The organism is Roseateles sp. So40a, from assembly GCF_048081605.1.
Lineage (GTDB): Bacteria > Pseudomonadota > Gammaproteobacteria > Burkholderiales > Burkholderiaceae_C > Roseateles.
The window spans coordinates 3,713,655-3,737,080 of sequence record NZ_CP182288.1 but is presented as its reverse complement, the minus strand read 5'-3'; the positions used below and the strand labels follow the sequence as shown (position 1 = coordinate 3,737,080).

The following is a 23,426-nucleotide window of genomic DNA, read 5'->3' as shown; positions in this document are numbered from 1 at the left end:
TCGCCATGGCAGCACAGGTCATCCAAGCGCCGGTGGGCCTCACGGCCGACTCGCCTGCGCACTGGGGCGGCGTCTTTGCCATGGCGCTCTGCGTCTTTGCGCTGATCGCGTCCGAGTTCATGCCCGTCAGCCTGCTGACGCCCATCGCGAACGACCTCCGGATCAGCGAGGGGCTGGTGGGTCAGGGCATCGCCATCTCCGGGGCGTTCGCGGTGCTCACCAGCCTGTTCATCTCCGCGCTGGCGGGCCGAACGAATCGCAAGGCGCTGCTGCTTGGCCTCACCGCGTTGATGTGCCTGTCCGGCGCCGTCATCGGGCTCGCTCAGAGCTACACCGTCTACATCGTGGGCCGCGCTCTCATTGGCGTCGTGGTGGGGGGCTTCTGGTCAATGTCGGCGGCCACCGCCATGCGCCTCGTCCCTGCGCCTCAGGTGCCGCGTGCGCTGGCCATCTTCAACGGCGGCAACGCGCTGGCCACGGTGCTGGCGGCCCCCCTGGGCAGCTACCTCGGCGCGGTCATCGGCTGGCGTGGTGCGTTCCTGTGCCTGGTGCCGACATCGCTGGTTGCCTTCGGATGGCTGTGGGCCAGCCTGCCGTCGCTGCCAGTGCAGCCTCGTGCGGCTCGCAGCAGCCATGTCGTCTTCTTGCTCGGTGACCGCCGCGTCGCCCTCGGCATGCTGGCAGTGGGCGTGTTTTTCGCCGGTCAGTTCATGCTGTTCACCTACCTGCGGCCGTTCCTGGAAACCGTAACGCAGGTGGATGTGTCATCGCTGTCCTTCATCCTGCTGGCAATCGGCGTCGCGGGGCTGATCGGCACGCTGTTCATCGGCAAGGCGATCCAGCGCAGCCTTTATTGGACGCTGACGGTCGCTCCTCTGCTGATGGCTGGGATCGCTCTGGCGTTGATGGGTCTGGGCGCTTCCACGGCGGCTGTGGTGGCATTGCTTTGCGCCTGGGGTTTGATTTCGACCGCCACGCCAGTCGGCTGGTGGACTTGGCTGGCCAGAACGATTCCAGGCAACGCCGAAGCCGGAGGAGGACTGATGGTGGCGGTGGTCCAGCTTGCCATCGCATTGGGCTCCACAGTCGGCGGCCTGTTGTTCGACGGGCTTGGCTACATGAGCACGTTTGCGGCTAGCACGGTCCTGCTGTTGGCTGCCTCCGGCCTGGTAGCGCTGATGTCTCGCGCTGTTGTCGTGCGAGTCCCGTGACAGATAGCCAAAGCCTGTACTAGCCCAGCAGGAGGCCGCAGCCTGCCAAGAGGCGGGACATCTCGGCAGTGTCTGGTCGAGCGCCGTCGCGCAGCGCGTAAGCAGCCGTTCAGCAGGAACCGGGCGCGAACGGCCGTTTCCGAGAGTGAAGGTGCAGGTCAGGCCAGCGGCGCGTAGCAACCGGTATTGGCAGCAGCTGTCGCTCAGGCCTTGAACCTCGAATGACTCAGACCAGCCTGAAGCGGCCCTCGCAACCCAGACTTCCTTCTTCAGCCGCGGCCCTCGAATACCAGCGTGTGCCACAGCGTGCCAGTGCTTTGCAGCGCAACCTCGCTGGTCTCCCAGCGCTTCATCACCATCCCTTTGCCTCGAAGCAGCTCCTGGACGTGAGCCGGGTCATGGTTGAAGAACTGTCTGCCGTCCTGGTCCCGGTTCTTCGAGAGCTTCGATGGATTCAGCTCCGGGAGAGAAATGAAAATGAACCTCGGCAAACTCGATGGGTCATGAGGGCCGCGGAGCTGTTGCTCGAGTTCCGCTATCGCGTGTGGCAGCGCTTCGCCGTTCAGGTGCATCAGCACCGCGCTACAAACGACGGCGTCAAATCCCCCGGGACGCACTTGGTCGAACGGGCGCCCCAGTCTTGGAAGGGAACCGCTCAAGATGCGACCGGCGAGCTGAGGGAATGACGCCAGGGCCCTAGCCCGCATGGAGGCGTTCGGTTCGACGCCATATGCATCGAGGCCGTGTCCAAGCATGGCGGCGACATCGCGTCCCGACCCAGCCCCCACATCCAGAACTGCCGCGCCTGCACGCAGTTCGTCGAGAACGAACGCCAGCATGGCGCTTCTGGGGGATTCACCACCCTCAGCGAGTTTGGACGAGTACGCGTCGTAGAAGCGTGAGGTCTCGACGTCGAGGTTCATGAGGTGACTATCGCACCCGCTCGACTGGCGCGGTCCAGTCGCTACTCCTTGAACATCACCTGCGCCGGCACGATCTCATTCGGATCGGTGTTGAAGTTGAAGTAGTACGCGATCCATTCGCCGCTCGCCAAACGGTAGGCCGTGATCCGAGCGTAGACAGGGCCCCTGCCGTAGTTCATCGTGAAGAAGATGAACCTGACCCGCGGCGTCACTTCGTGCTCGCGAATGACTTCGTGACCCTCAAACGGCCCAAGCGCCTCTTCCACGGTTCTCAGGTTGTTGAGCACGGCGCTCAATGTCCTTTCCCCGGCCAATGGTCCGTTCTTGGTGAGCGCGTTGAATCCCGCCGAGGCCCCGCTCGATTTGTAGACAGCCATTCCGCGATCCAGTAGCACACGCGCGCCGCTATCCGCGGCATCTGCCGTTGATGCAAGACCAAATAGAAGAACGAAACAGAGAAGAACGATGCGCATGAAATGCCCTTTGGCCTGGTGATCTTTGATGAGCGAGCTTTGTCCGGATGTCGTGCTACTGCTGGCGGATCGAGCCGGCGCATTAGAGCTGAAACCGACCCTCATGTAGAAGCCATCCGCCAACGAATCCCTATGATCCGGCCCGGTTCAATCCTCGCTGGCAACCCATGAATTTCAAGACGTCCCCCGTCATCACGACGCTGACAAGCGCGCTCTGCCTCGTCATGCTCAGCGGTTGCGCCACATCGATTCCCGCGCCCGTCGCCGGTCAGAGCTGCATCAAGGGGGCGATGGCAAGTCCTGGCGCCATCGTGATGGACAACGCCGTTCATGCGCCGCTGCTCAAGGATGGTGACGTGGTCGGCGGCTACGACCGGCAATGCTTCGCGCCGGGCAAGGTCACCTTGCAGATCTCCGCGGCGATCGGCCCGTCGACCTCCAACTGGTCGACCGCCTGGGTCACCTTGGACATGCTCGACGGACACGAATATCGGACCCGCGCCATCGCCAAGGGCTCCACCTTCGTCTACGACATCGTGGACGCCACGAGCAAAGGCATGGACGGCCCCGTCGTCCGTCAGATCGTCATGCCTAAGGGCTCGCACGATGCGGGCCTCGGTCAGGTGAGGACGCCTCGATTGAAGTGAAGCGCAGGGTGACGTGGGAAACGTCGCCTCGAAGCAGCAAGGCTAGCCGGCGGACCAGGTACCCGTGCGTTCTACGTTGAGATCCGGCCGCTCGTCCAGAAGCAGCACTTCGGGCGCGGCGGTCGAGAGAACGTGGAAGATGCGGTCTTCGCAGCAGAGCATGAACTCTTGATAGGGCTGCTGATGGAGCTCGGCCAGCGTGGTTCTCGCTTCAGTGAACTTCCTGAATGACGACGAAGCCGCTGAGAACAGGAATCGGCCGGCGTCCTTCTTGAGCTCAATGTCCGCGGCGTCATAGGACTCGTCGTACACGAAGAACGCGAGCGCGCGTTCGAAGGTGACTGCGACGCACCGACTCGTCGCAAGCACCCTCACGGCGAAATACGGCCCGAGCATCGTGCCGTCAATGTCCACAAGCTGGGATTCGGCGTCCTTGATCCCTTCGACAAGTCGAATGGTCAGCGCACCGTCCAGGCCATGAGAGGCCGAATCAAAGAACCAGGCGTTGGCAGAGTCGAGCACGATGAAGTCTCAAGAAATGGATTCGACGGAGAAACTGATGGTGTTGGCCGGGCTGCAGTAAGCAATGACGGCGTCCCCAAACTCGTCGAGCAGCGCTTGGCCGTCTTCGTCGTGATCGTTGGTGGCCGTCAATCGGAGCACGCCTGCATCCCACTCGCACTTGATCGACGAATTCCAGGGGCGATGCGAGAACTCCAACAGCATCGATTCGGGGAGCACGGAACCTTCGGCTTCCAAAAGGCCGCGGCATGCAACGGTGATGGTTGGCATAGCTGCTTGCACCTCCTCAATGCGACGAAACAAACCCTGACCCCGCATGCGCGGGCGGCACAGCGTAACTGGCTTTCATGCGTCGCGCCTCCGCTGCCGGCGCCAGACCGAACAGCCGCTTGAACTCGCGGTTGAACTGCGAGGTGCTCTCGTAGCCCACGGCGTGACAGGCCGCGGCGGCCGTCATGCCTTCGCGCACCATCAGCAACCGCGCCTGATGCAGCCGCGTCGACTTCAGATATTGCATCGGCGAGCTCTGCGTGACCGCCTTGAAGTGCACGTGGAACGACGGCACGCTCATGCCCGCCTCGCGCGCCAGCATCCCCAGATCGAGCCGATCGGCGTAGTCTCGATGGATGCGTCGCAACGCCTTGCCGATCTTGCCGAACTGCCCTTGTTGCCGCAGCGCCGCCCGCAGTGATCGACCCTGCGGCCCCGTCATCACGCGGAAGTACAGCTCCCTCACGGCGGCGCGCCCCAGCACGGCCGCCTCCAGCGGACGCGTGAGCACCCTCAGCAGATGCGCGACCGATCGCCGCATGTCCTCGTCCATCGGGCTCGACATCAGGCTCCTGGCCGACTCGCCCGTCGCGTCACTGCCTTCGCGGTCGAGCTCGATCAGTAGCTCGGCCGCCAGTTGGAAATCGAGGTGGAGATACAGCGCCAGCAACGGCTGCTCCGGACTGCCGTCGGACTGCATGGTGAAGGGCACGGGGGCGGCGACCGCGAGGTAGTGATCGCTGTCGTAGACGATGACCTCCTCGCCGAAGAAGCCACGTTTGGCCCCCTGAAGCACGATCACGATGCCGGGGTCGTAGAGCACGGGCGTGTCGGACAACGGGCGGTCGGACCGCAGCACGCGCACGTCCGGCAGCGCGGTCAGGTTGTAGCCCTCGCGCAGCGCCAAAGCGCGCACCAAGTGGATGACGTCCGTTTCGGGAGTGTGCCGGGCGCCGGGTTGTTTCATAAGAACAGGCAATGAATCCAGAAGATCCAGCCTCGAATGGCTGAGGTTCGAAGAATATTCTGCCCTCCTTCCAATGAAGGGTCCTCAGCATGGCAACCAAGAAAGTTCTGTTCATCACCGGCGTCAGCAGCGGCTTCGGCCGCGCGCTGGCGAAGCGCGCCTTGAGCGAAGGGCATCGTGTCGTCGGCACGGTGAGGTCGCTCGAAGCGAAGGAGACCTTCGAGCTATCGCATGTCGGGCATGCCTTCGGCCGCATCCTGGACGTCACCGACTTCGACGCCATCCCGGCCGTGATCGCCGAGGTGGAAGCCAGCGTGGGCCCGATCGATGTGCTCGTGAACAACGCCGGCTACGGTCATGAAGGGGTGATGGAGGAATCGCCGCTGGACGAGATGCGGCGGCAATTCGATGTCAACGTCTTCGGCGCCGTGGCGATGATGAAGGCCGTGCTGCCATTCATGCGTGAGCGGCGACGCGGCCACCTCATCAACATCACGTCGATGGGCGGCTTCATCACGATGCCCGGGATCGCGTACTACTGCGGCAGCAAGTTCGCGCTGGAGGGGATCTCCGAAGCGCTTGGCAAGGAGGTCAAGCCGCTGGGGATCGCGGTGACGGCGGTGGCGCCGGGGTCTTTCCGCACGGACTGGGCGGGCCGGTCGATGGTGCGCGCGCCGCGGAGCATCGCCGACTACGACGCCATCTTCGACCCGATCCGCGCTGGTCGGGAGGCCAAGAGCGGCAAGCAACTGGGCGATCCGGAGAAGGCGGCGGCCGCGATGCTGCAATTGATCGAGAGCGCGGCGCCGCCGGCGCATCTGCTGCTGGGAGGCGATGCGTTGGCCTTGGTCCGCGACAAGCTCAGCGCCATGAGCGCGGAGATCTCCGAGTGGGAAAAGGTCAGCCGGTCGACGGATGGGTGATCAAGTCGAAGCTCAAACGCAAAACGCCTGGCACAAGCCAGGCGTTCTGTTGGGGAGTGGATCCTTTGGCGTCAGCCGATGGATGTCCCCATCGATGCAGCGCAACCGTCGGGGATCACAGCGCGGAAGCGACTTGGATGCCGTCGGCGGACGTATCGCGCTTGCCGGTGATGTAGACCGTCGGCAGTTGCTGACGCTTGACGGTGATCACCACCGGGTCGAGCGTCACGATCTGAGCGCGTGCTTCCCGCTGGCCTTCAGCGTGAGCGATGCCCAGGCCCATCACCACCGCGGCGACGGCGCCGAATGCGACCGCCTTGATGGTGCGGCTGGTGGCGGATTCGATGTTGAAGCGGCGGGTCATGTCGTTCTCCTGGGGCGGTTGGTTGCGTCGATGGATGTAGTTTCGTCATCGACGACCTGACCCTCCAGCACCGGGAGACGAAGCCGCAGCGCAGCGGCGTGGAATGCATTCGAGACGGATGAATGGGAGTTGCAAGGACTGCTTTGCAGCGAAAGCGGCCATAGTTCCGAACCGGGATATCGTGCACCTTCTCGGAGAACTAGGACCGCGCTGCATGCTTCTCGACGTTACCCACTCGCCGCCGATGCATGGCTGGTTGACAGTCAGATTCGTTACTCCGGAAGCGAGCGTCGAGGTCGATGCCTCCGATGCACTGAACAACCCGCTTCAGGACCTAGTGGCCGCACTAGACGACGTCTTGCGCGGCAACTCCGCTTCTATCCGATGGTTCCTTGAGCCCGGTGCCTTTGTGTTGGACCTTGTGCCAGATGACCAGCGCGTTTCGCTCCGTCTGACTCTTTGTCGTGATTCCTTAGAGGGGAACGACGGAAAACAGGCACTGCATATCGTCGGCCCTCAGAGCGCCATCCTCGCCCCGCTTTGCCGGTTGATTCGAAGCGTCGAAACCGGGAACCATCCCAACACGGCTTGGCCGAAAACGGATGTGACCCAACTCAAAGGCATTGAACAGCGCCTAGGCATTGCTTAGGGGCGCATCCGACCCCTGGGTCTTGTGAGGGAAACCGTGAGCACGGCGAGAGACAAGGGGCGCAGGACGAAGGGAAGACGCGGGGAAGCAGACATGTCGCGCGTGCCGGAAGAGAAAACGCGGCACCCTAGGGAGCGCGTGTGTCGAAGGGATGACGAGCGTTGTCATCGCGCCTCTGCAACGAAAGAAGCAGCACCCGTTCTTCGTTCCGCCGGACCAGACGCTGAGGGAAATGCGCGATCGCGCGTGATTCATGGCTGCCCGTCGGCGGGAACGCGGGCGACCGGTGCTTCGGACCCCGTCGTTTCCCGAGCGTTGAGCCTGAACGCCCCGGGCGTGAAGCCCGCGTAGCGGTGGAACACGCCGGTGAAGTGGCCCTGGGTGCGAAAGCCCACGTTCGCCGCGACATCGACCAGCGCGGTCTCGGTCTCGGCCAGCAGTTCCTTGGCCCGCTCGATCCGTTGCATCAGCACGTAGAGATGGGGCGACTGGCCGGTCGACTGCTTGAACATCCGTGCGAAGTGGAAGGGGCTCAAGTGCACCGCCTCGGCCAGTTGGCCGACCCGGATCGTCTCGCCGAGATGCTCGCAGATGTGGTTGCGGACACAGCGCAGCTTGTGGGGCGAAAGCCCCCCGCAGGACGCGACATTCGTCGTCTTTGCGATCACGTAGTTCCGCGCGACATGCGCCGCCAGCACCATGGCCAGCGACTCCATGTAGTCCGGATCCGGCGGACGCTGGACGCGAACATCCCGTTCGGCGGCGTCGCCCATTTCGCGGATCAAGGGGTCGGCGGTCGCATGCGGCTCGAAAAGGACAGCAGGGTCGACACCGACGGCGCGTGCCACCCGGTCGAAGAACGGTGCGGCGATGCTCAGGAGCAGGGTGTTCGACCCCGGCCGGTCGGACAGCGAATGCGGCAGCGCCGGCGGGAGGATGGACACGAGCGGCGCGCGCAGCACGGCGATCCGCTCGCGCCCTTGTCCGATGCGGTAGGTCGCGGACAGGTTGGCGGTGTCCGTCGGGATGAGGATGTCGACCGAATTGCGCAGCCGCGCGCCGCCGAGGTCCGCGGCGTCGAGGTAGGCGATGCTCATCGATGGGACTGCTGGTCCCGCCGTCGCGGGAGCCATCGAAGAGCGGTCGTCTGCGTCGCGAGAGTCTTTGGGCATCAGGATCACCTTGTTGTCTCGAGTCTGCGCCCACATCGAAGCGACAGCCGATCTAATTCAACAAGTGCACATCCGTGCCCGGGTAAAGAAGTGGGTGAAGCGGCAGTCGCGCGTCGGCCGTGACGATCCGGGTCAGGACTCGTCGAGCACGCGATGCACGAAGGCCACCGCCATGGCGCCCTCGCCCACGGCCGATGCGCAGCGGCGTACCGCGCCGTGGCGCACGTCACCGGCAGCGAACACGCCGGGGATGTTGGTCTCGAGGAAGTAGGGTTCCCGGTCCAGCGGCCAGCCCGGCGCCCGCGCGCCGTCGCGAAGCAGGTCGCTGCCGGTGACGAGGTAGCCCGCGTCGTCGCGCACCATGCCGATAGCGCTGGCCCACTGCGTCTGCGGGTCGCCGCCGATGCAGACGAACAGCCAGCGCGTCGGCAGGCGGCGCTCCTGGCCAGTGGCGGCCTGGCGCAGCGTGACCTCGCGCAGCGTTTTGTCCCCGTGCAGCGCCGTGACCTCCGTGTGGGTGAGCACCTCGATGTTGCCGGTCGTCTCGATGCGCTGGATGAGGTAGTGCGACAAGCTGCTCTTCAGCGAATCGCCGCGAACGACCATGGTGACCCGCCGGGCGTGCGGCGCGAAATGCATCGCGGCCTGGCCCGCGGAGTTGCCGCCGCCGACGATGACGACATGCTCGCCCGCGGTCAGCGGCGCCTCGCTCGCACCGGCGCCGTAGTAGAGGCCCGCGCCCAGCAATCGCGACTCGTCAGGCAGGCCCAGGCATCGGTAGGTCACGCCCGTCGCGCAGATCGATGCGCGGGCGACGATCCTCGTGCCGTCCTCGAGCACGCCGACACCCCGGCCCGGCTGCAGCTGGGCGCTCACGCCCTCGCGGGCAAGCAGGATCTCGACGCCGAACTTCTCGGCCTGCTGACGCGCCCGCTCTGCCAGCTCGGTGCCGCTGATACCCCCGGGAAAGCCGAGGTAGTTCTCGATCTTCGAGCTGCTGCCGGCCTGCCCGCCGATGGCCCAGCGCTCGACCAGCACGGTGGACAGGCCGTCGGCACCGGCGTAGAGGGCCGCGCTCAGACCGGCCGGCCCCGCGCCATAAATGGCCAGGTCGTACTCGGCGCGCGAGGGATTCCTGAACCAGCCGAGCCGCTCGGTGAGCTGGCGGATCGTCGGCATCTCCATCCGCGAGCCGTCGGGGAAGACGCACACCGGCAGCCGTTCGTCTCGCAGGTTCCCGAGATCGGCCTGCTCGCGCGCGGCCTGGTCGCTGCCCAGCGGCACCCATTCGAAGGGCACGTCGCACCGGTGGAGGAAGTCGCGGATCGCATAAGCCGAGGCATTGCCGAGGCGTCCGTAGACCTTCACCAGCGGCGGCCCGTGCGACGATGAAGGCTCGCCGCGGGATGGGTCCGCGCCCAGGGTCCACGCCGGCAGATCGCTGGCGGGAAAGCTTTCAGCCAGCGCTTCGTCGATCAACGCGTCGACCGGATCGTCGCTGGGGGGCGCCGGGAGCACGTCGTCCGATCGCTTGTCCTCGTGCTTGCGGGTTCCGGTCATGTCAGCCTCGGCGTGCCATCAAGGAGGTGGCCTGGCGGGGGTCGCGCAGCGCCGCGATGCGGGCCTCGATCGGCGGATGGCTCGCGAACAGGCCCAGCCAGGCCGGCATGTCAGTGATGCCGAAGGCGCGCAGCGACTGCGGCAGGCCGCCGGCCTGCATGGCCCCCAGGCGGGACAGCGCGGCCATCATCGGCATCGGGGTGCCGAGCAGCCGGGACGATCCGGCGTCCGCACGGAACTCCCGCTGGCGCGAGAACCACGCGACGATCATCGAGGCGAGCAGGCCGAAGACGATCTCGCAGGCGAAGACCGTGACGTAGAAGCCCGGCCCTGTGCCGATGTGCTGCTCGTCGTCGTCACGGCGCAAGACCAGGCTGTCGACGAGATAGCCGACGACGCGCGCGAAGAAGACGACGAAGGTGTTCACCACGCCCTGCACCAGCGCCAGGGTGACCATGTCGCCGTTGGCCACGTGCGCGACCTCGTGTCCGAGCACCGCTTCGATCTCGTCGCGGCCCATGCCCTGCAGCAGTCCGGTGGACACGGCGACCAGCGCCGAATCGCGGAACGCGCCGGTGGCGAAGGCATTCGGTGCGCCGTCGTAGATCGCCACGTCCGGCTGGCCGATGCCGGCGCGCTGGGCGAGCCGCTGCACGGTCGACAGCAGCCAGGCTTCCTCGGCGGTGCGCGGCGTGTCGATCACGCGCGCACCCGTGGACCACCGGGCCAGTGGTTTGGAGATCAGCAGCGAAATGATTGACCCGGCGAAGCCGACCACCAGCGAGAAGACCGTCAGCGCGCCCACGTCGAGGCCGTTCGCCGTCAGGTAGCGATCGACGCCGAGCACGCGCAGCGTGACCGACAGCACACCCATCACCGCGAGGTTGGTGGCGAGGAAGAGAAATATGCGTTTCATGGCTGCGCTCCTGTGGGCCTGGCTCAGTGCTGAACCTCGGCGTCGCTCTTCTCCAGCGCGCCGCCGGCAGGCTTGTCGCCCTGTGCGGCGGCCAGCGGCGGCAGCACCTCGGTGCCGATCTCCTCCAGCACCTCGGACGCCGTCCTCGAGCCGTACTTGAGATTGAGGATGACGTGATTGACGCCGGCGACGCGCAGCGCCTCCAGAAAGCGCAGCAGGAACCGCCGCCCCGCCCTGAAGCCGAGGTGGATGGGCGTCGGCGGCAGGTCCGGGTCGTCGGCGAGGTCGATGTAGAGCGATTGCGCGAGCGGCTTGAAGGCGTCCCGCCCGGCGGCCAGGACCTCGCCGCGCCAGCTCGCGGCCACCTCGGCCTGGCGTTCGATGCCACGCGGATAGGTGATCCAGCCATCGGCATGCGCGGCGATCCAGGGCAGGGGCTGGCCGCTGTGTCCGGTGACGAGCATCGGCAGCCGCCCGAGCGGCTTGGGAACCACGTCGGCGTTGCCAGTGAGCACGCCGGCCGTCGAGGTCACCGTCGGGTACTCGCGCTCCAGCACCTCGCGGATCACGTCGAAGCGTTCGCGGAACAGCGCGGCGCGCCGTTCGATGTCGACACCGAAGGCCGGGAACTCCACCGGCCGGTCGCCCGACGCCACGCCCAGCACCAGGCGTCCGCCTGACAGCTGGTCGACCGAGGCCGCCGCCTTGGCCACATGGAGCGGGTGGCGCAGCGGCAGCACGATGGCGCCGGTGGCCAGCGCGATCGTCTGCGTGTGGGCCGCCATCCAACCGAGGTAGACCCAGGGATCGTGGATCTGGCCGAGGTCGCCGAAGCTCGGATCGCGCAGCGGCACGTCGCGCACCCACAGGGCGGCGAAGCCCAGGGCCTGGGCGCGCTGCGCCAGCCGCTCCTGGTCGCGCATGGCCGGCTCATCGCCCTTGAAGGCTTCCATCGGGAAGAAGAGCCCGAGGGTGAGGCGGCCAGCGCGGAACATGCGCCGAAAGCCCGGGGCGTCGATGGCGGTGGTCAGCGGATTGACTGTCAGCATGCGCCCTCCGGTTCGATGTCGACAAGCCTACGCAGCGTGCGCGCACCGGTATTCCCGATTGCTGCGCAAGCCTGCCCAAGGACTGCGACTCGCCGCGGCACGGCGCCCGGACGCAGCTTTGCGGAACAGGTCGGCAGGATCGGGCAATACGCCAGGCGGGGCGGCACCTAACCTCGTGATGAGGGGTGACCACGGCAAGCCATCCCGACCGAAAGCTCATCGGCTCCCTCACCCGCCAACCAGGAGTGGTTCCATGAATCCCAGAATCGTCATCCATGCAGGCATCGCCTGCGCGACCTTGGCCTTGCTCGTGGCGGATCCTGCCCGCGGCCAGGCCGCCTCGGGGGCGACGGTGCCCGTCGCGGCGAGGGCCGTCATCGGCGTGACCGTCGCCGAGACGCAACTGCTCGCGACGGGCTTCCGCGCCACCAAGCTGCTCAAGCAGGACGTCTACAACGACAAGGGCGAAAAGATCGGCTCGGTCGACGATCTCGTTCTGGCTCCCGACGGCACCTTGTCCACCGCCATCGTGAACGTCGGCGGCTTCCTCGGGATGGGCAAGCACCTGGTGGCGATCCCGGTCAAGCAGTTCACCCATTTCGCGCCCAAGGCCGTGTTGCCCAAGGCCACCAAGGACGAGTTGAAGGCCCTGCCGAAGTTCGAGTACGTCTGAACGCCGGCTGCAAGACGACCCCGTCTTTCGCATCGTCCGTGCTCGCCCGCCACGGTCGGCTGCGATTCCCACTCGAGCGGGCTCAGACAGAGGAGCCACCATGACCATTGCAACCACCCTGCGCTCGGACGCCGAGATCCAGTCCGAAGTGCTGTCCGAGCTGAAATGGGAGCCGCGCGTGCAGGCCACGGAGATTGGCGTGGCCGTGAAGGACGGCGTCGTGACGCTGGCCGGCTTTGTCGACTCCTACACCAAGCGCTGGGCCGCCGAGGAGGCTGCGCGTCGCGTGCGAGGCGTGAAGGCGGTTGCCAACGACATCGAGGTTCGGCTGAGTGCGGGGGGTGAGCGCACCGACCCGAAGATCGCCGCGGCCGCCGTGCGCGCCCTGCAATGGGACGCGGTGCTGGTGCCGGAGAAGATCGATGTCACCGTCTCCAAGGGCTGGCTCACGCTGCGGGGCACGGTCGACTGGCAGTACAAGAAGCACGAGGCCGAGCGTGTCTTGCGCAACCTGGCAGGCGTGAAGGGCGTCAGCAACCTGATCGAGGTCAAGCCCAAGGCGGAGCCTGCCGAGATCAAGAAGCAGGTCGAGCAGGCGCTGGTGCGCAGCGCGCAGACCGACGCCGGGCGCATCAACGTCGAAGTTGACGGCAGCAAGGTCACGCTCAAGGGCACGGTGCGGGCCTGGGTCGAGCGCCAGGAGGCCGAGCGCGCAGCCTGGCGGGCGCCCGGAGTGATGACCGTCGACAACCGCATCGTCGTTTCCCCCTGAGTTTCCCCCGTCAACCGGACCGCGGCAGCAGTCTGCCGAGCAGGTCCAGCAAGGGCAGCCTGCTCGGCGCAGTTGCGGCATGCACGGGACGGCCTGAACACGGCGCCGGCCCAGGCGTGCCGCACCGATCGCACCAGAGAGCAACGACTTTCCACAGGAGCCTCCCATGGCCAAATGCAGAATCTGCGGCCGCCCGGCGACCGCCCAGGTCACGATGCGGCAGGACGGCCGCACCGAGCAGATCGCGCTGTGCGAAGAGCACTACGCCGAGGCGATGGGACAGACCCGCATGTCCGCCTCGCCGCTGGAATCGCTGTTCGGTAGCAGCCTGTTCAACCAGTTCTTCGGCGACGGCTGGCCGGGCTCGTCCGACCCGACCGGCACCACGGTGCGGCGCCTGCCGCAGCGCCGGCAGCGTTCGCGCGAGGCCGTGGACCTGAAGTCCTTCCTCAACCAGGCGGCGATGGACCGCCTGCAGGCCGCGGCCGAAAAGGCCGTGGAGTTCGGCCGCGATGAAGTGGACACCGAGCACCTGCTGCATGCGCTCGCCGACCACGAAGTGGTGCAGGAGATCCTGCGCGACTTCAAGCTCGACGCCGCGGACCTGAAGCAGCAGATCGACGAGAACGCACCGCGCGGCGAGTACCGGCCGGCCGAGGACGAGACCCCGCGCGTCGGCGTCTCGCCCCGCGCGAAGAGCGCCTTGGAGAACGCGCTGATCGCCTCCCGGGAGCTGGGCCACAGCTACGTCGGGCCCGAGCACCTGCTCATCGGCCTCGTCGAGGAAGAGGACGGCTTCGCGGGCGATGCCCTGCGCAAGCTCGGTCTCACGCGCGAGGCCTTGCGCCAGAAGACGGTGAAGGTGGTCGGCAAGGGCGCCGAGGAAGGCAAGGTGCAAAGGCGCAGCAGCACGCCCCATCTCGACAAGCATGCGCGCGACCTGACGGAGCTGGCGCGCCAGGGCAAGCTCGATCCCGTCATCGGCCGCGCCAAGGAGATCGAGACGACGATCGAGGTGCTGGCGCGGCGCAAGAAGAACAACCCGGTGCTGATCGGCGAACCGGGCGTCGGCAAGACTGCCATCGTCGAGGGCCTGGCGCAGCGCATCATCAACGAGCAGGTGCCCGAGGTGCTGCGCGGCAAACGGCTGGTGGAGCTGAACATCAACAGCATGGTTGCCGGCTCCAAGTACCGCGGCGAGTTCGAGGAGCGCGTCAAGCAGATGCTCGACGAGGTGATCGCCAATCAGAACGACCTGATCCTCTTCATCGACGAGCTGCACACCATCGTCGGCGCCGGCCAGGGCGGCGGCGAGGGAGGGCTCGACATCGCCAACACCTTCAAGCCGGCGCTGGCGCGCGGGGAACTGCACCTCATCGGCGCCACCACGCTCAACGAATACCAGAAGCACATCGAGAAGGACGCCGCGCTGGAGCGCCGCTTCCAGCCCGTGAACGTGCCCGAGCCCAGCGTGGACGAGACGGTGGAGATCCTGCGCGGCCTGCGCGACCGCTTCGAGGCTCACCACAAGGTGAAGATCACGGAAGAGGCGATCTCCGCGGCGGCCAGGCTGGCCGACCGCTACATCACCCAGCGCTTCATGCCCGACAAGGCGATCGACCTCGTCGACCAGGCCGCGGCGCGCGTGCGCATCCGCGCCAGCTCGCGGCCCAAGGCCTTGCACGACATCGATGAAGGGATCCGGCGCCTGCGCCAGGAGCAGGACGCGGCGGGCGCATCGCGCCAGTACGACAAGGCCAAGGAGCTCGAAGGCCGGGCCAAGGCGGAGCAGAAGAAGCTCGACGACGAGACCGCGAAGTGGAAGAAGCAGCGCGGCACGAGTTCCGAGGTCGTGACGGTCCAGGACGTGGCCGAGATCGTGGCCTCGCTGAGCGGCATTCCGGTGTCCGAGCTGACTTCGGAGGATCGCGAGAAGCTGCTTCGCCTGGAGGACCGGCTGCGCGAGCGGGTGGTCGGCCAGGAGGAAGCCGTGCACGCGGTCTCCGAGGCCGTGCGCCTGGCCCGCGCCGGTCTGAAGGAAGCGGGCAAGCCGACGGCCACGCTGCTGTTCCTCGGGCCCACGGGGGTGGGCAAGACCGAGCTCGCCAAGGCCCTCGCGGCCACCGTGTTCGGCAGCGAGGAGGCGCTGGTGCGCATCGACATGAGCGAATACGCGGAGCGCCACACGGTGGCGAGGCTGGTGGGTGCGCCGCCGGGATATGTGGGCTACGAGGAGGGCGGGCAGCTCACCGAACGCGTGCGCCGTCGCCCCTACAGCGTGGTGCTGCTCGACGAGATCGAGAAGGCGCACAGCGAGGTGCACAACATCCTGCTGCAGCTCTTCGATGAAGGCCGGCTCACGGACGGCAAGGGCCGCGTGGTCGACTTCACGAACACCGTCGTCATCGCCACCAGCAACCTGGGCTCCGACGTGATCCAGCGCAACCTGACGGCCAAGGACCGCGACATGCTCGACTACCCCGCGCTGCGCGACCGCTTGATGGAGATGCTGCGCCACCACTTCCGCCCCGAGTTCCTGAACCGGGTCGACGAGGTGGTCGTCTTCCATGCGCTGGGCCGCGAGCAGATCCGCGCCATCGTCGAGCTGCAGCTGCAGCGGGTGGCGCGCACGGCGGAACAGCAGGACCTGCACCTGAACTTCGACACCTCGCTGGTTGACCACCTGGCCGAGGTCGGCTACGACCCGGAGTTCGGCGCGCGCATGCTCAAGCGCAAGGTGAGAAGCGAGGTCGAATCGCGGCTGGCCACTGCCCTGCTCAAGGGCGACTTGCGGCCAGGCTCCGAGGCCATGCTGTCGTACGACCCCGCAACCCGGGAAGTGCGGATCGCGCAGGAGGTCGAGCACAAGGCCGCGGCATGAGTCCTTCGCGCTGCCGCGAGCTCGGATGATGGGCTGGCTCGCGGCGCTCGTGCAGCTGCTCGGCCTGCTCGCCGCGGCCGAGGCGGTCATGGCGGCGCGCACGGCGCCGGGCGCGACCGCGTGGGCGGTGGCGCTGGTGGCGTTCCCGCTGGCCGGCGCTTCCTGCGCGCCCACGGGCTCACTTGAAGGCGGCGACCCCCGCCTGAGCAACGGCATGATCCTGCTCACCAGATCCCCCGCTGACCCCGATGGCGCCGACGACCTTGCCGTCGCGCTCAAGCGGGATGCCGCCCGCGAAGATCATCACGCGACCGTCGTTGGACGCGTGGATCCCGAAAAACGGTCTGCCCGGTTGGGACAGCTCCGCCAGGTCCTTGGTGGCAATGTCGAACGCCCGCGAGGTGAAGGCCTTCTTGATCGAGATATCCACGCTGCCCATCCAGGCGCCGTCCATCCGCACATGGGCGACCAGGTTCCCGCCAGCGTCGGCGACGGCGACGTTCATCGGTTGCCCAATGGTCGTCGCCATCTTCTCGGCGGCGGCAATGATTCGCTTTGCATCGTCAAGGGTGACCATCACAAACTCCTCGTCAAGGGGTGTCGGCACCTTAGCCAGCCCGCGACGGCACGTCTTTCAGATTCTGGCGGCGTGCTGTCGGTGCCTTGCGCTTCGCGCGGCTGGTGCGGAGCGCCGGCATGCATCGAGGCTTGAAGCTTCAGTGGACACGCGAGTCAAATCATCGCCAGGGGGCTCGGGCCGCGGGGCGGGGGAAACAGCGCGTCGAGCTCGCGCAGATGCGCTGTGGTCAGGCGATGCTCCAGCTCCGCGGCGTTCTCGCGTTGCAGCGCCTCGAAGGCCTGCACGGTCTCATCGATCGGCACGCCGCCCGGCCAGTGCAGCAGGTACAGGTCGATGGTCTCGACCTGCAGCCGTTGCAGGCTGTTGTTGCAGGCGCGATGCATTTCCGTGCGCGAAGCGTGATGGGGGTAGGCCTTCGTGACGATGAAGACCTTGTCGCGCAGGCCCTTTATCGCTTCGCCGACCAGCTTCTCCGCCCGTCCTTCGCCGTACCTCTCGGCGGTGTCGATCAGCGTTAGGCCGAGCTCGATGCCGAGGCGGATGGCCGCGACTTCCTCCGCATACCTGTCCTTGTGCTCGCCCATGTGCCAGGTGCCCTGGCCGAGCGCGGGCACACGCAGTCCACTGGGGAAGGTCATTAGCTTCATGGGTCCAGTATCGACAGCCGGGCGAGCCCGTTCAAGCACGCGGTCATGGCCGACCGCAGCTTGCCGTCAACCACCGCAGGCTCCGGGAAGATGGCCGAGGCGCGATGCACGAGGATCGCTGCATGGGCATTGAAGCGATTCACCCCGAGCTCCGCGCTTCGCGCGACGGCGCTGCGCCGGATGGCCGAGTTCCTGCCGTGTGGATGGCCTGAGACCACGCGGTCACCGGGATGCATGAGGTTCACCCGTACTTCCGATGACAGCGAGGCTGTCTCTCAACCCAAGGAGCGTGTCATGGTCAAGGTTGCGTTGTTCGTCCGCCTGGAAGCGAAGGCGGGAAAAGAAGAGGACGTCGAGAAGTTTCTGCTGGGCGGGCTTCCGCTGGTCCAAGCGGAGCCTGCCACCACGGCGTGGTTTGGTCTTCGTCTGGGGCCGTCCACGTTCGGCATCTTCGACGCCTTTCCCGATGAGGCGGGGCGTCAGGCCCATCTGACCGGCAAGGTCGCCGCTGCCCTGATGGCGCAGGCAGGCGAGCTGTTCTCGACGCCACCGTCCATCGAGAAGGTCGACGTTCTGGCGGCCAAGCTGCCGGGACAGTGAGGCCCGGCCCGGCGTCAGTCCGCCAGCTCGCCCGGCATGACCCCGTCTGCGTAGCACCAGATCCAGTGCTCGCCGGGTTCGATGGAGCGCACGAGTGGGTGGCCGGTGCGCTGGAAATGCCGCGTAGCGTGGCGGTTCTTCGACGAGTCGCAGCAGCCGACGTGGCCGCAGCTCATGCACAAGCGCAGGTGCACCCAGTCATCGCCGAGCTTCACGCAGTCCTCGCAGACGCGCGTGTCGGTGGTGGTGACGGCGATCTGGTCGAGATGTCTGCACGGTGTGGCCATGGGGTGTTCTCCAGAAGAGTGCCTGGGTCGCCCGGCGCGGGCGACACTCGATGCGGCTTGTTGTCGTCGCCGTGCCGGAGACTTCGGGGACTTGACCTTAGACCGGCAAGGTCACGCTCGTCTGCCCGAATCCTGCGCCTCGTTGCGGTCGGTTGCTTCTCCTCGCATTGGCCCACGCGGGCAACGGAATTCAAGCTCCGGCCGTCCGGTCTGATTGCTAGACCGGTCGTTCACCTGGTGCGGTCCACGCTAGTCCTTGCACATCACCTGCGCAGGCACGATCTCATTCGGATCGGTGTTGAAGTTGAAGTAGTACGTGATCCATTCGCCACCCGCCAAGCGGTACGCCGTGATCCGAGCATAGACCGGGCCCTTGCCGTAGTTCATCGTGGAGAAGATGAACCGGACCCTCGGCGTCACTTCGTGCTCGCGAATGATTTCGTGACCCTCGAACGGCCCAAGCGCCTCATGAGAAGAACGAAACAGAGAAGAACGATGCGCATGAAATGCCCTTTGGCTGGGTGATCTGAAGCGTGGAGCAGATGGTCAGGGCTGCCGGCGCTCCAGCGCATCGGCGATTCGCTCAAGGTTCTGATTCAAGCGCCGGGTCTCCGCCAAGTGCTCGGAGACGTAGGCGTTGACCGCGGCCATGTAGTCCTGCTGCTTCTGCTGGGTGCCACGCATGCGGCGCATGAAGAACACCCAGACCCCGATGAGCAAGAGCATCGGACCCCAACTGACCAGCAATTCAATGAATAGTTTTTCCATGGTGAATCCCTGAAGGCGAAGTGTTAGGGGCGAATTGTTGGCGATTTCTGCCCCGGATTCTTGGGGGGTGTGAGGCCTGTGGCGCACCCGATGCGGGCCTCGGCCCGGCCAGCGCATCCGTCACCCTGAACCGCAAGTTCGACGGTCTGTCGCAAACGCGCTGAGCGTCATCGTCCGCCTCCCTACGCTGCGCGCCATTCCAAGAGAGGGAGCGACCGTGCTGCAGATTCAAGACGTCACCAAGACCTTTGGCAAGACCCACGCCGTGGACAGCGTCTCGCTGGACCTCACGCCCGGCGTGGTCGGGTTGATCGGCCACAACGGCGCGGGCAAGAGCACGCTGATGCAGATGCTGGCCACGCTCACGGCGCCGACGCGTGGCCGCATCCTGCTCGACGGCCAGGACATCGTCGCCAAGCCCGAGTTGATGCGCCGCCGCCTCGGCTATCTGCCGCAGGACTTCGGCGTCTATCCCCACCTCACGGCGCTCGAGTTCCTGCAGTACTTCGCCGCGCTCAAGGGCGTGCGAGACCCCAATCGCCTGCAGCACCTGCTCGAGCTGGTGAACCTGCATGAGCAGGCGCATCGTCCGGCCGCCGGCTTCTCGGGTGGCATGCGACAGCGTCTGGGCATCGCGCAAGCGCTGCTGAACGACCCCGATGTCCTCATCGTCGACGAGCCCACCGCCGGACTCGACCCGGAAGAACGTCTGCGCTTCCGCCACCTGCTCGGCGACCTGGGCCGCAAGCGACTGGTCATCGTGTCCACGCACATCGTGTCGGACGTCGAGAACATGGCGTCTCACCTGGCCGTCCTGCGTCAAGGTCGACTGGTGGCCTTCGAATCGCCCGACGCCGTGTTGAGGCGAGCTGAAGGCACCGTCTGGACGGCGCTGCTCTCGCCCGCGGCCTATGAGGCCTTGCGCGAGGAGGCCGCGGTGCATGTGCTGCAGGCGCAGCCGCTGAAGGCGCATGTGCAGGTGCGCATGGCTCATGGCTCACGGCCGTGCGCCGAGGCCGAGCCGGCGCAGGCCAGCCTGGAAGAAGCCCTGATGGCGCAACGTTATGCCGATGCGCGGTGGGTCGCATGAACGGCGCGCTCTTCCGGGCCCTGGTCCTCAACGAGTGGCGGCTGCGCAGCCGGCGCCTCAGCAGCCTCGTGATCCTGCTGGCCGTGGTGGCCTTGAGCTGGCTCATGGTGCTGGACCCGGCGACCGGCTCGGCCATGATGGTCAGCAAGGGCCAGCGCTTCGCCTATGACAGCCAGGCGCTGGCCTTCGCCACCACGCTGATCGCCTCGCTGCTGTTCGGCCTGATGAGCTTCTACCTCGCGCGCGGGCGCAGCCAGGAGGACCTGCGCTGCGGGACGGCCGCCGCGCTGGCCGCTACACCGGTGGGCAATGCCCAGTTGCTCGGCGCGCGATGGCTGGGGGCTTTTGGTTTTCTGCTGTCCCTCGGCACGGCGGTGATGCTGACCATCTGGGTGCTGCAACTGGTGCGCGGCGAGGGGCCGCTGCAACCGCTGCCTTATCTGCAGATGCTCGTGCTCGGCCTGGCACCTGGGCTGATGTTCTGCGCCAGCCTGGCCGTGCTGGCCGATGCCTGGGCGCCGTTGATGGGCAAGCGGGGCGATGCGCTCTACTGGCTCTTCTGGATCGCGCAGTTCGCCTTCCTTCCGGCCGCGCTCGGGCAGAAGCCCATCGTCATGCATGCCTGGCAGGTGTTCGACATCAACGGCGCATCGCCGCTGCTCGTCGGCGTCAGCCGCCTGCTCGATGTCAGCAGCATCAGCGTGGGGGGCGGTCCCTTCGACTCGAGCCTGCCCGTGCTGCGCATGCCCGCCGGTCTGTGGAACGCCGAGCTGGTGACGCTTCGCGTGGGCTCCATGCTGCTGGCCTTGCTGCCATTGATCCCGGCGGTGCTGCTGTTTCATCGTTATTCGCCGGACCACGTGAAGCCTCGCCATGCGAGCGGTCGATCGCGCATGGTGCGGGCTTTGCAATGGCTGCTGCAGCCTGTGATGCGCCCGCTGACCTGGGCGCTGCGTCAGCTGATGCGCGCCAGCGCCGGGCTGCCTGGCTTGCGCGGCCGCTGGCTGGCGGACGCGAGCCTGATGCTGCTGAGCCAACCGTTGCTGACTCTGGTGATGCTGGGTTGCAGCGTGGCCACCGCGGTGGTCCCCGCAGTGCACCTGCCGGCGGTGCTGGCGGGTCTGCTGGCGGCCTGGGGAATGGCTGTCGCGGACGTCAGCTCGCGTGATCTGCAGAGCGGCACGCTGTCGTTGGTGAGCGCTGCTCCCGGTGGCGCGCGTGAGCGCGGCTGGCGTCAGGCGCTCGTCGCTCTCGGGCTGGGCTGGCTGTTCACCGCACCGGCGCTGCTTCGTTGGTCGACATCGGCGCCGCGGTCAGCGATAGCCTGCCTGGCGGGGCTGCTTTTCCTCAGCGCGGCCGCCACGCTGTTGGGCCGGATGACACAGGGCTCGCGGACCTTCCTGGCGCTGTTCCTGTTCGGGCTCTATCTCAACATGCAGAAGACCGGCATACCCGTGCTGGACATGCTCGGTCTTTCCGGTATGGCCAGCATCGGCAGCGTGGCGGGCTACGCGCTGGCCGGGGTCTTGGGGTTCGTGCTGCTGCCAGTGCAAGCGAGAACGCCGACCGCGCACTAGCCAGGCGTTCTGTCGGGGGAGGTGATCCTTTGGCGTCAACTGAGGGAAACATCGACGCCCCTCGCTCAGACGATCGGATCAATGGGCGAAACAGGTGTCCCGCGAGCCTCCATGGCCTTGCCGGCCAGGAGACACAGATCTTCCCTGTAGTGACTCGCGAGAATCTGCACGCCGACGGGGACCGAGCCGACCAGGTTGGTGGAGACAGCAAGCCCAGGCAGGCCAAGTGCCGGCGGCGCTCTCATGGGAAGTTGAGCTCGCCAGACGCGCTCGAATCCTGCCTGTCCCTGTAGATCGAGTCCGTCCTGGAAAGGCAATTCGCCGGAGACCGGCAGGAGCAGGACCGGGTACTCGGTGAACATCAGCCGCCAAGCCCGTTGCACGGTGGTGCGCAACACCAATGCGCGGCTGACGACATCGCCAGGCAGCGCCTCGGCCATGCCCCTGACCGCATCGACCACGGCGAGCGCTGCGGTATCGCCGTCGCGCCGAGCGGCATCGACGAGGCTGGCGAAGCCGTCGCCGAGCCACAGCTGCATCTGCACCTCAGCCGCCTCGCGCATGAGCGGCACATCGTCGATCTCCTTCACGGTCCAACCGGCGTCAGAGAGACGTCGCGCCGCGTCCAGCAGGGCCGCTTCGACGTGCCCGTCTATCTCCATTCCCCCAGGGCGAAGGCACATCGCCGCCACCCGCGGCGTCTCGGGCCCATCAAGGGGCACCGGCACCCACCAGGGATCGCGCACATCGGGCGCCGCCATGGCCGCGAGGCCGATCCGAAGGTCGTCGATCGTTCGGGCCATCAGTCCCGTGGACGACATCATCTGAGGGCCGATGGGGCGCTCAGGAGAGGACGCGTTGTAGGCGGGAACCCGACCGAGCGTGGGCCGCAAGCCATGGACGCCGCACGCGTAGGCCGGATAGCGCAGCGATCCGCCGATGTCCGTCCCTACGGCGAGGTGTCCGATGCCGGCGGTGACCGCGGCGGCACCCCCGCCCGACGAGCCGCCCGGGGTCAGCGCGGAACTGCGCGGATTGCGGGTGGAGCCGTCGAGCGAATTGCTCGTGAACCAGCGCAGCGCGAAGGTCGGCGCGTTGCTGCGTCCCAGGAGCACCGCGCCGGCACGCACCAGGTTCTCGACCGCGGGACTGTTCACCTTGGCGACGAAGGCCTTCTGAAGGTGGGTCCCGTTCGTCGTCGGAAAGCCCGCCATGTCGACGTTGATCTTGACCGTCACCGGGACGCCAGCCAATGGCCCCACGTCCTCGCCACGTCCGATCCTGCGGTCCACCTCATCGGCCTGCGCGAGCACCAGTTCGGGTCGATGCGCCACCACCGCGTTGATCCGCGGATTGACCTGGTCCAGTCGCTTCAATGCATCCGCCGCAGCTTCCCGAGCGGAGACCTTGCGCAGCCGCACCAGCCGCGCAAGCTCGGTCGCGGGAAGCCGCCAGAGTTCGGCCATGGTGTATTCCTCCTGGACGGGATCTGGCGCCTCACAGCGCGACGATGCACTCGACCTCGACCACCGCCCCGCCCGCGAGAGCCGCCACGCCGACCGTGCCGCGTGCGGGGTAGGGCTTCTGGAAGTACTCCGACATGACGCTGTTGAGGAGCGCGGAATGGGCCAGGTCGGTCAGGTAGACATTGACCTTCACGACGCTGTCGAAGGTCGCGCCAGCTGCCGCGACGACCGCGCGCAGGTTCTCGAAGACCTGCCGGATCTGCGACTCGGCATTGCCTTCGACCATCTTGTTGGTCCGCGGATCCAACGGGAGTTGGCCCGATAGCCAGAGGGTGCTGCCAGCTCGAACAGCTTGCGAGTAGATGCCGATGGCAGTCGGCGCATCGGATGTCGAGATGGGTTGCTTGTGCATGGGGTGTCCCTTGATTGCTCCGGCGTG

The 23,426-nt window shown here is 66.6% G+C and carries 28 protein-coding genes; 10 read left to right on the top strand and 18 right to left on the bottom strand.

Annotated features, from left to right (window positions below):
• The first annotated feature begins 5 nt into the window (after window positions 1-5).
• The gene (locus ACNI65_RS17035; protein WP_416758172.1) at window positions 6-1,211 is read left to right on the top strand and encodes an MFS transporter; all 1,206 of its coding nucleotides are present in this window, start codon (window positions 6-8) and stop codon (window positions 1,209-1,211) included.
• 269 nt (window positions 1,212-1,480) lie between these two features.
• Here the strand turns inward: ACNI65_RS17035 and ACNI65_RS17030 are convergent, their stop codons facing one another.
• Window positions 1,481-2,134: a class I SAM-dependent methyltransferase gene (locus ACNI65_RS17030; RefSeq protein WP_416758170.1), complete on the bottom strand. Its 654-nt coding sequence runs from the start codon at window positions 2,132-2,134 to the stop codon at window positions 1,481-1,483.
• A 41-nt stretch (window positions 2,135-2,175) separates the two neighbouring features.
• Window positions 2,176-2,607 carry a hypothetical protein gene (locus ACNI65_RS17025; RefSeq protein WP_416758169.1) on the bottom strand — a complete coding sequence of 144 codons (432 nt, stop codon included), beginning with the start codon at window positions 2,605-2,607 and terminating at the stop codon, window positions 2,176-2,178.
• Window positions 2,608-2,774: 167 nt separating this feature from the next.
• On the opposite strand from ACNI65_RS17025, the gene ACNI65_RS17020 reads away from it, so the two are divergent.
• Entirely contained in the window at window positions 2,775-3,254 is a 480-nt protein-coding gene (locus ACNI65_RS17020) for a hypothetical protein (RefSeq protein ID WP_416758167.1), read from the top strand.
• 42 nt (window positions 3,255-3,296) lie between these two features.
• Here ACNI65_RS17020 and ACNI65_RS17015 read toward each other — a convergent pair whose 3' ends face one another.
• Genes ACNI65_RS17015 through ACNI65_RS17005 form a run of 3 tightly spaced genes read right to left on the bottom strand, consistent with a single transcriptional unit; the run spans window position 3,297 to window position 5,013 of the window.
• Window positions 3,297-3,776 carry a hypothetical protein gene (locus ACNI65_RS17015; protein ID WP_416758165.1) on the bottom strand — a complete coding sequence of 160 codons (480 nt, stop codon included), beginning with the start codon at window positions 3,774-3,776 and terminating at the stop codon, window positions 3,297-3,299.
• Between the two features lie 9 nt (window positions 3,777-3,785).
• The gene (locus ACNI65_RS17010) at window positions 3,786-4,046 is read right to left on the bottom strand and encodes a hypothetical protein (RefSeq protein WP_416758164.1); all 261 of its coding nucleotides are present in this window, start codon (window positions 4,044-4,046) and stop codon (window positions 3,786-3,788) included.
• Between the two features lie 16 nt (window positions 4,047-4,062).
• Window positions 4,063-5,013 (bottom strand): AraC family transcriptional regulator N-terminal domain-containing protein, encoded by a 951-nt coding sequence (locus ACNI65_RS17005; protein WP_416758162.1) that lies wholly within the window; start codon window positions 5,011-5,013, stop codon window positions 4,063-4,065.
• Window positions 5,014-5,102: 89 nt separating this feature from the next.
• Between ACNI65_RS17005 and ACNI65_RS17000 the strand changes: the two genes are divergently transcribed.
• A complete protein-coding gene (locus ACNI65_RS17000) occupies window positions 5,103-5,936 on the top strand; it encodes an oxidoreductase (RefSeq protein WP_416758161.1) in 834 nt (277 codons plus the stop codon).
• Window positions 5,937-6,051: 115 nt separating this feature from the next.
• Here ACNI65_RS17000 and ACNI65_RS16995 read toward each other — a convergent pair whose 3' ends face one another.
• Window positions 6,052-6,300, bottom strand: coding sequence for a hypothetical protein (locus ACNI65_RS16995; protein WP_416758160.1), 249 nt, complete (start codon window positions 6,298-6,300; stop codon window positions 6,052-6,054).
• A gap of 214 nt (window positions 6,301-6,514) precedes the next feature.
• On the opposite strand from ACNI65_RS16995, the gene ACNI65_RS16990 reads away from it, so the two are divergent.
• Window positions 6,515-6,949, top strand: a complete 435-nt coding sequence (locus ACNI65_RS16990; protein WP_416758159.1) for a hypothetical protein — start codon at window positions 6,515-6,517, stop codon at window positions 6,947-6,949.
• Between the two features lie 251 nt (window positions 6,950-7,200).
• Here the strand turns inward: ACNI65_RS16990 and ACNI65_RS16985 are convergent, their stop codons facing one another.
• The 4 genes from ACNI65_RS16985 to ACNI65_RS16970 all read right to left on the bottom strand — a co-directional run bounded on the left by ACNI65_RS16985 (window position 7,201) and on the right by ACNI65_RS16970 (window position 11,646).
• Window positions 7,201-8,046, bottom strand: coding sequence for a helix-turn-helix transcriptional regulator (locus ACNI65_RS16985; protein ID WP_416758158.1), 846 nt, complete (start codon window positions 8,044-8,046; stop codon window positions 7,201-7,203).
• 207 nt (window positions 8,047-8,253) lie between these two features.
• Window positions 8,254-9,681 (bottom strand): FAD-dependent oxidoreductase, encoded by a 1,428-nt coding sequence (locus tag ACNI65_RS16980; protein WP_416758157.1) that lies wholly within the window; start codon window positions 9,679-9,681, stop codon window positions 8,254-8,256.
• A gap of 1 nt (window position 9,682) precedes the next feature.
• Entirely contained in the window at window positions 9,683-10,597 is a 915-nt protein-coding gene (gene htpX / locus ACNI65_RS16975) for a protease HtpX (protein WP_416758156.1), read from the bottom strand.
• Window positions 10,598-10,620: 23 nt separating this feature from the next.
• On the bottom strand, window positions 10,621-11,646 hold the full coding sequence (locus tag ACNI65_RS16970; RefSeq protein ID WP_416758155.1) for an LLM class oxidoreductase: 1,026 nt from the start codon (window positions 11,644-11,646) through the stop codon (window positions 10,621-10,623).
• A 253-nt stretch (window positions 11,647-11,899) separates the two neighbouring features.
• Here ACNI65_RS16970 and ACNI65_RS16965 point away from each other — a divergent pair, with 253 nt between their 5' ends.
• The 3 genes from ACNI65_RS16965 to ACNI65_RS16955 all read left to right on the top strand — a co-directional run bounded on the left by ACNI65_RS16965 (window position 11,900) and on the right by ACNI65_RS16955 (window position 15,972).
• The gene (locus tag ACNI65_RS16965) at window positions 11,900-12,319 is read left to right on the top strand and encodes a PRC-barrel domain-containing protein (protein WP_416758154.1); all 420 of its coding nucleotides are present in this window, start codon (window positions 11,900-11,902) and stop codon (window positions 12,317-12,319) included.
• 100 nt (window positions 12,320-12,419) lie between these two features.
• A complete protein-coding gene (locus ACNI65_RS16960) occupies window positions 12,420-13,091 on the top strand; it encodes a BON domain-containing protein (protein ID WP_416758153.1) in 672 nt (223 codons plus the stop codon).
• Between the two features lie 166 nt (window positions 13,092-13,257).
• Window positions 13,258-15,972, top strand: coding sequence for an ATP-dependent Clp protease ATP-binding subunit (locus tag ACNI65_RS16955; RefSeq protein WP_416758151.1), 2,715 nt, complete (start codon window positions 13,258-13,260; stop codon window positions 15,970-15,972).
• 178 nt (window positions 15,973-16,150) lie between these two features.
• On the opposite strand, the gene ACNI65_RS16950 is transcribed toward ACNI65_RS16955, so the two are convergent.
• The 3 genes from ACNI65_RS16950 to ACNI65_RS16940 form a co-directional block, all read right to left on the bottom strand.
• Window positions 16,151-16,549 carry a GlcG/HbpS family heme-binding protein gene (locus ACNI65_RS16950; RefSeq protein ID WP_416758150.1) on the bottom strand — a complete coding sequence of 133 codons (399 nt, stop codon included), beginning with the start codon at window positions 16,547-16,549 and terminating at the stop codon, window positions 16,151-16,153.
• Between the two features lie 155 nt (window positions 16,550-16,704).
• Window positions 16,705-17,199: an aldo/keto reductase gene (locus tag ACNI65_RS16945; protein ID WP_416758149.1), complete on the bottom strand. Its 495-nt coding sequence runs from the start codon at window positions 17,197-17,199 to the stop codon at window positions 16,705-16,707.
• Window positions 17,196-17,444 carry a hypothetical protein gene (locus ACNI65_RS16940; RefSeq protein WP_416758147.1) on the bottom strand — a complete coding sequence of 83 codons (249 nt, stop codon included), beginning with the start codon at window positions 17,442-17,444 and terminating at the stop codon, window positions 17,196-17,198. The genes ACNI65_RS16945 and ACNI65_RS16940 overlap by 4 nt, the downstream gene beginning before the upstream one ends.
• Window positions 17,445-17,493: 49 nt before the next feature.
• Here ACNI65_RS16940 and ACNI65_RS16935 point away from each other — a divergent pair, with 49 nt between their 5' ends.
• Window positions 17,494-17,799 carry a putative quinol monooxygenase gene (locus ACNI65_RS16935; protein ID WP_416758146.1) on the top strand — a complete coding sequence of 102 codons (306 nt, stop codon included), beginning with the start codon at window positions 17,494-17,496 and terminating at the stop codon, window positions 17,797-17,799.
• A 14-nt stretch (window positions 17,800-17,813) separates the two neighbouring features.
• On the opposite strand, the gene ACNI65_RS16930 is transcribed toward ACNI65_RS16935, so the two are convergent.
• From ACNI65_RS16930 to ACNI65_RS16920, 3 genes are all read right to left on the bottom strand, one after another.
• Window positions 17,814-18,086, bottom strand: coding sequence for a UBP-type zinc finger domain-containing protein (locus tag ACNI65_RS16930; protein ID WP_416758144.1), 273 nt, complete (start codon window positions 18,084-18,086; stop codon window positions 17,814-17,816).
• Window positions 18,087-18,335: 249 nt separating this feature from the next.
• A complete protein-coding gene (locus ACNI65_RS16925) occupies window positions 18,336-18,506 on the bottom strand; it encodes a hypothetical protein (RefSeq protein ID WP_416758143.1) in 171 nt (56 codons plus the stop codon).
• A gap of 126 nt (window positions 18,507-18,632) precedes the next feature.
• Window positions 18,633-18,854 carry a hypothetical protein gene (locus tag ACNI65_RS16920; RefSeq protein WP_416763708.1) on the bottom strand — a complete coding sequence of 74 codons (222 nt, stop codon included), beginning with the start codon at window positions 18,852-18,854 and terminating at the stop codon, window positions 18,633-18,635.
• Window positions 18,855-19,071: 217 nt separating this feature from the next.
• Here ACNI65_RS16920 and ACNI65_RS16915 point away from each other — a divergent pair, with 217 nt between their 5' ends.
• Window positions 19,072-19,944, top strand: a complete 873-nt coding sequence (locus ACNI65_RS16915) for an ABC transporter ATP-binding protein (RefSeq protein WP_416758141.1) — start codon at window positions 19,072-19,074, stop codon at window positions 19,942-19,944.
• Window positions 19,941-21,521 carry a hypothetical protein gene (locus ACNI65_RS16910; RefSeq protein WP_416758140.1) on the top strand — a complete coding sequence of 527 codons (1,581 nt, stop codon included), beginning with the start codon at window positions 19,941-19,943 and terminating at the stop codon, window positions 21,519-21,521. The genes ACNI65_RS16915 and ACNI65_RS16910 overlap by 4 nt, the downstream gene beginning before the upstream one ends.
• Window positions 21,522-21,586: 65 nt before the next feature.
• Here ACNI65_RS16910 and ACNI65_RS16905 read toward each other — a convergent pair whose 3' ends face one another.
• Both ACNI65_RS16905 and ACNI65_RS16900 read right to left on the bottom strand, forming a co-directional pair.
• On the bottom strand, window positions 21,587-22,987 hold the full coding sequence (locus tag ACNI65_RS16905) for an amidase family protein (RefSeq protein WP_416758139.1): 1,401 nt from the start codon (window positions 22,985-22,987) through the stop codon (window positions 21,587-21,589).
• A gap of 31 nt (window positions 22,988-23,018) precedes the next feature.
• On the bottom strand, window positions 23,019-23,399 hold the full coding sequence (locus tag ACNI65_RS16900) for a Rid family detoxifying hydrolase (protein WP_416758137.1): 381 nt from the start codon (window positions 23,397-23,399) through the stop codon (window positions 23,019-23,021).
• Window positions 23,400-23,426 lie beyond the last annotated feature (27 nt).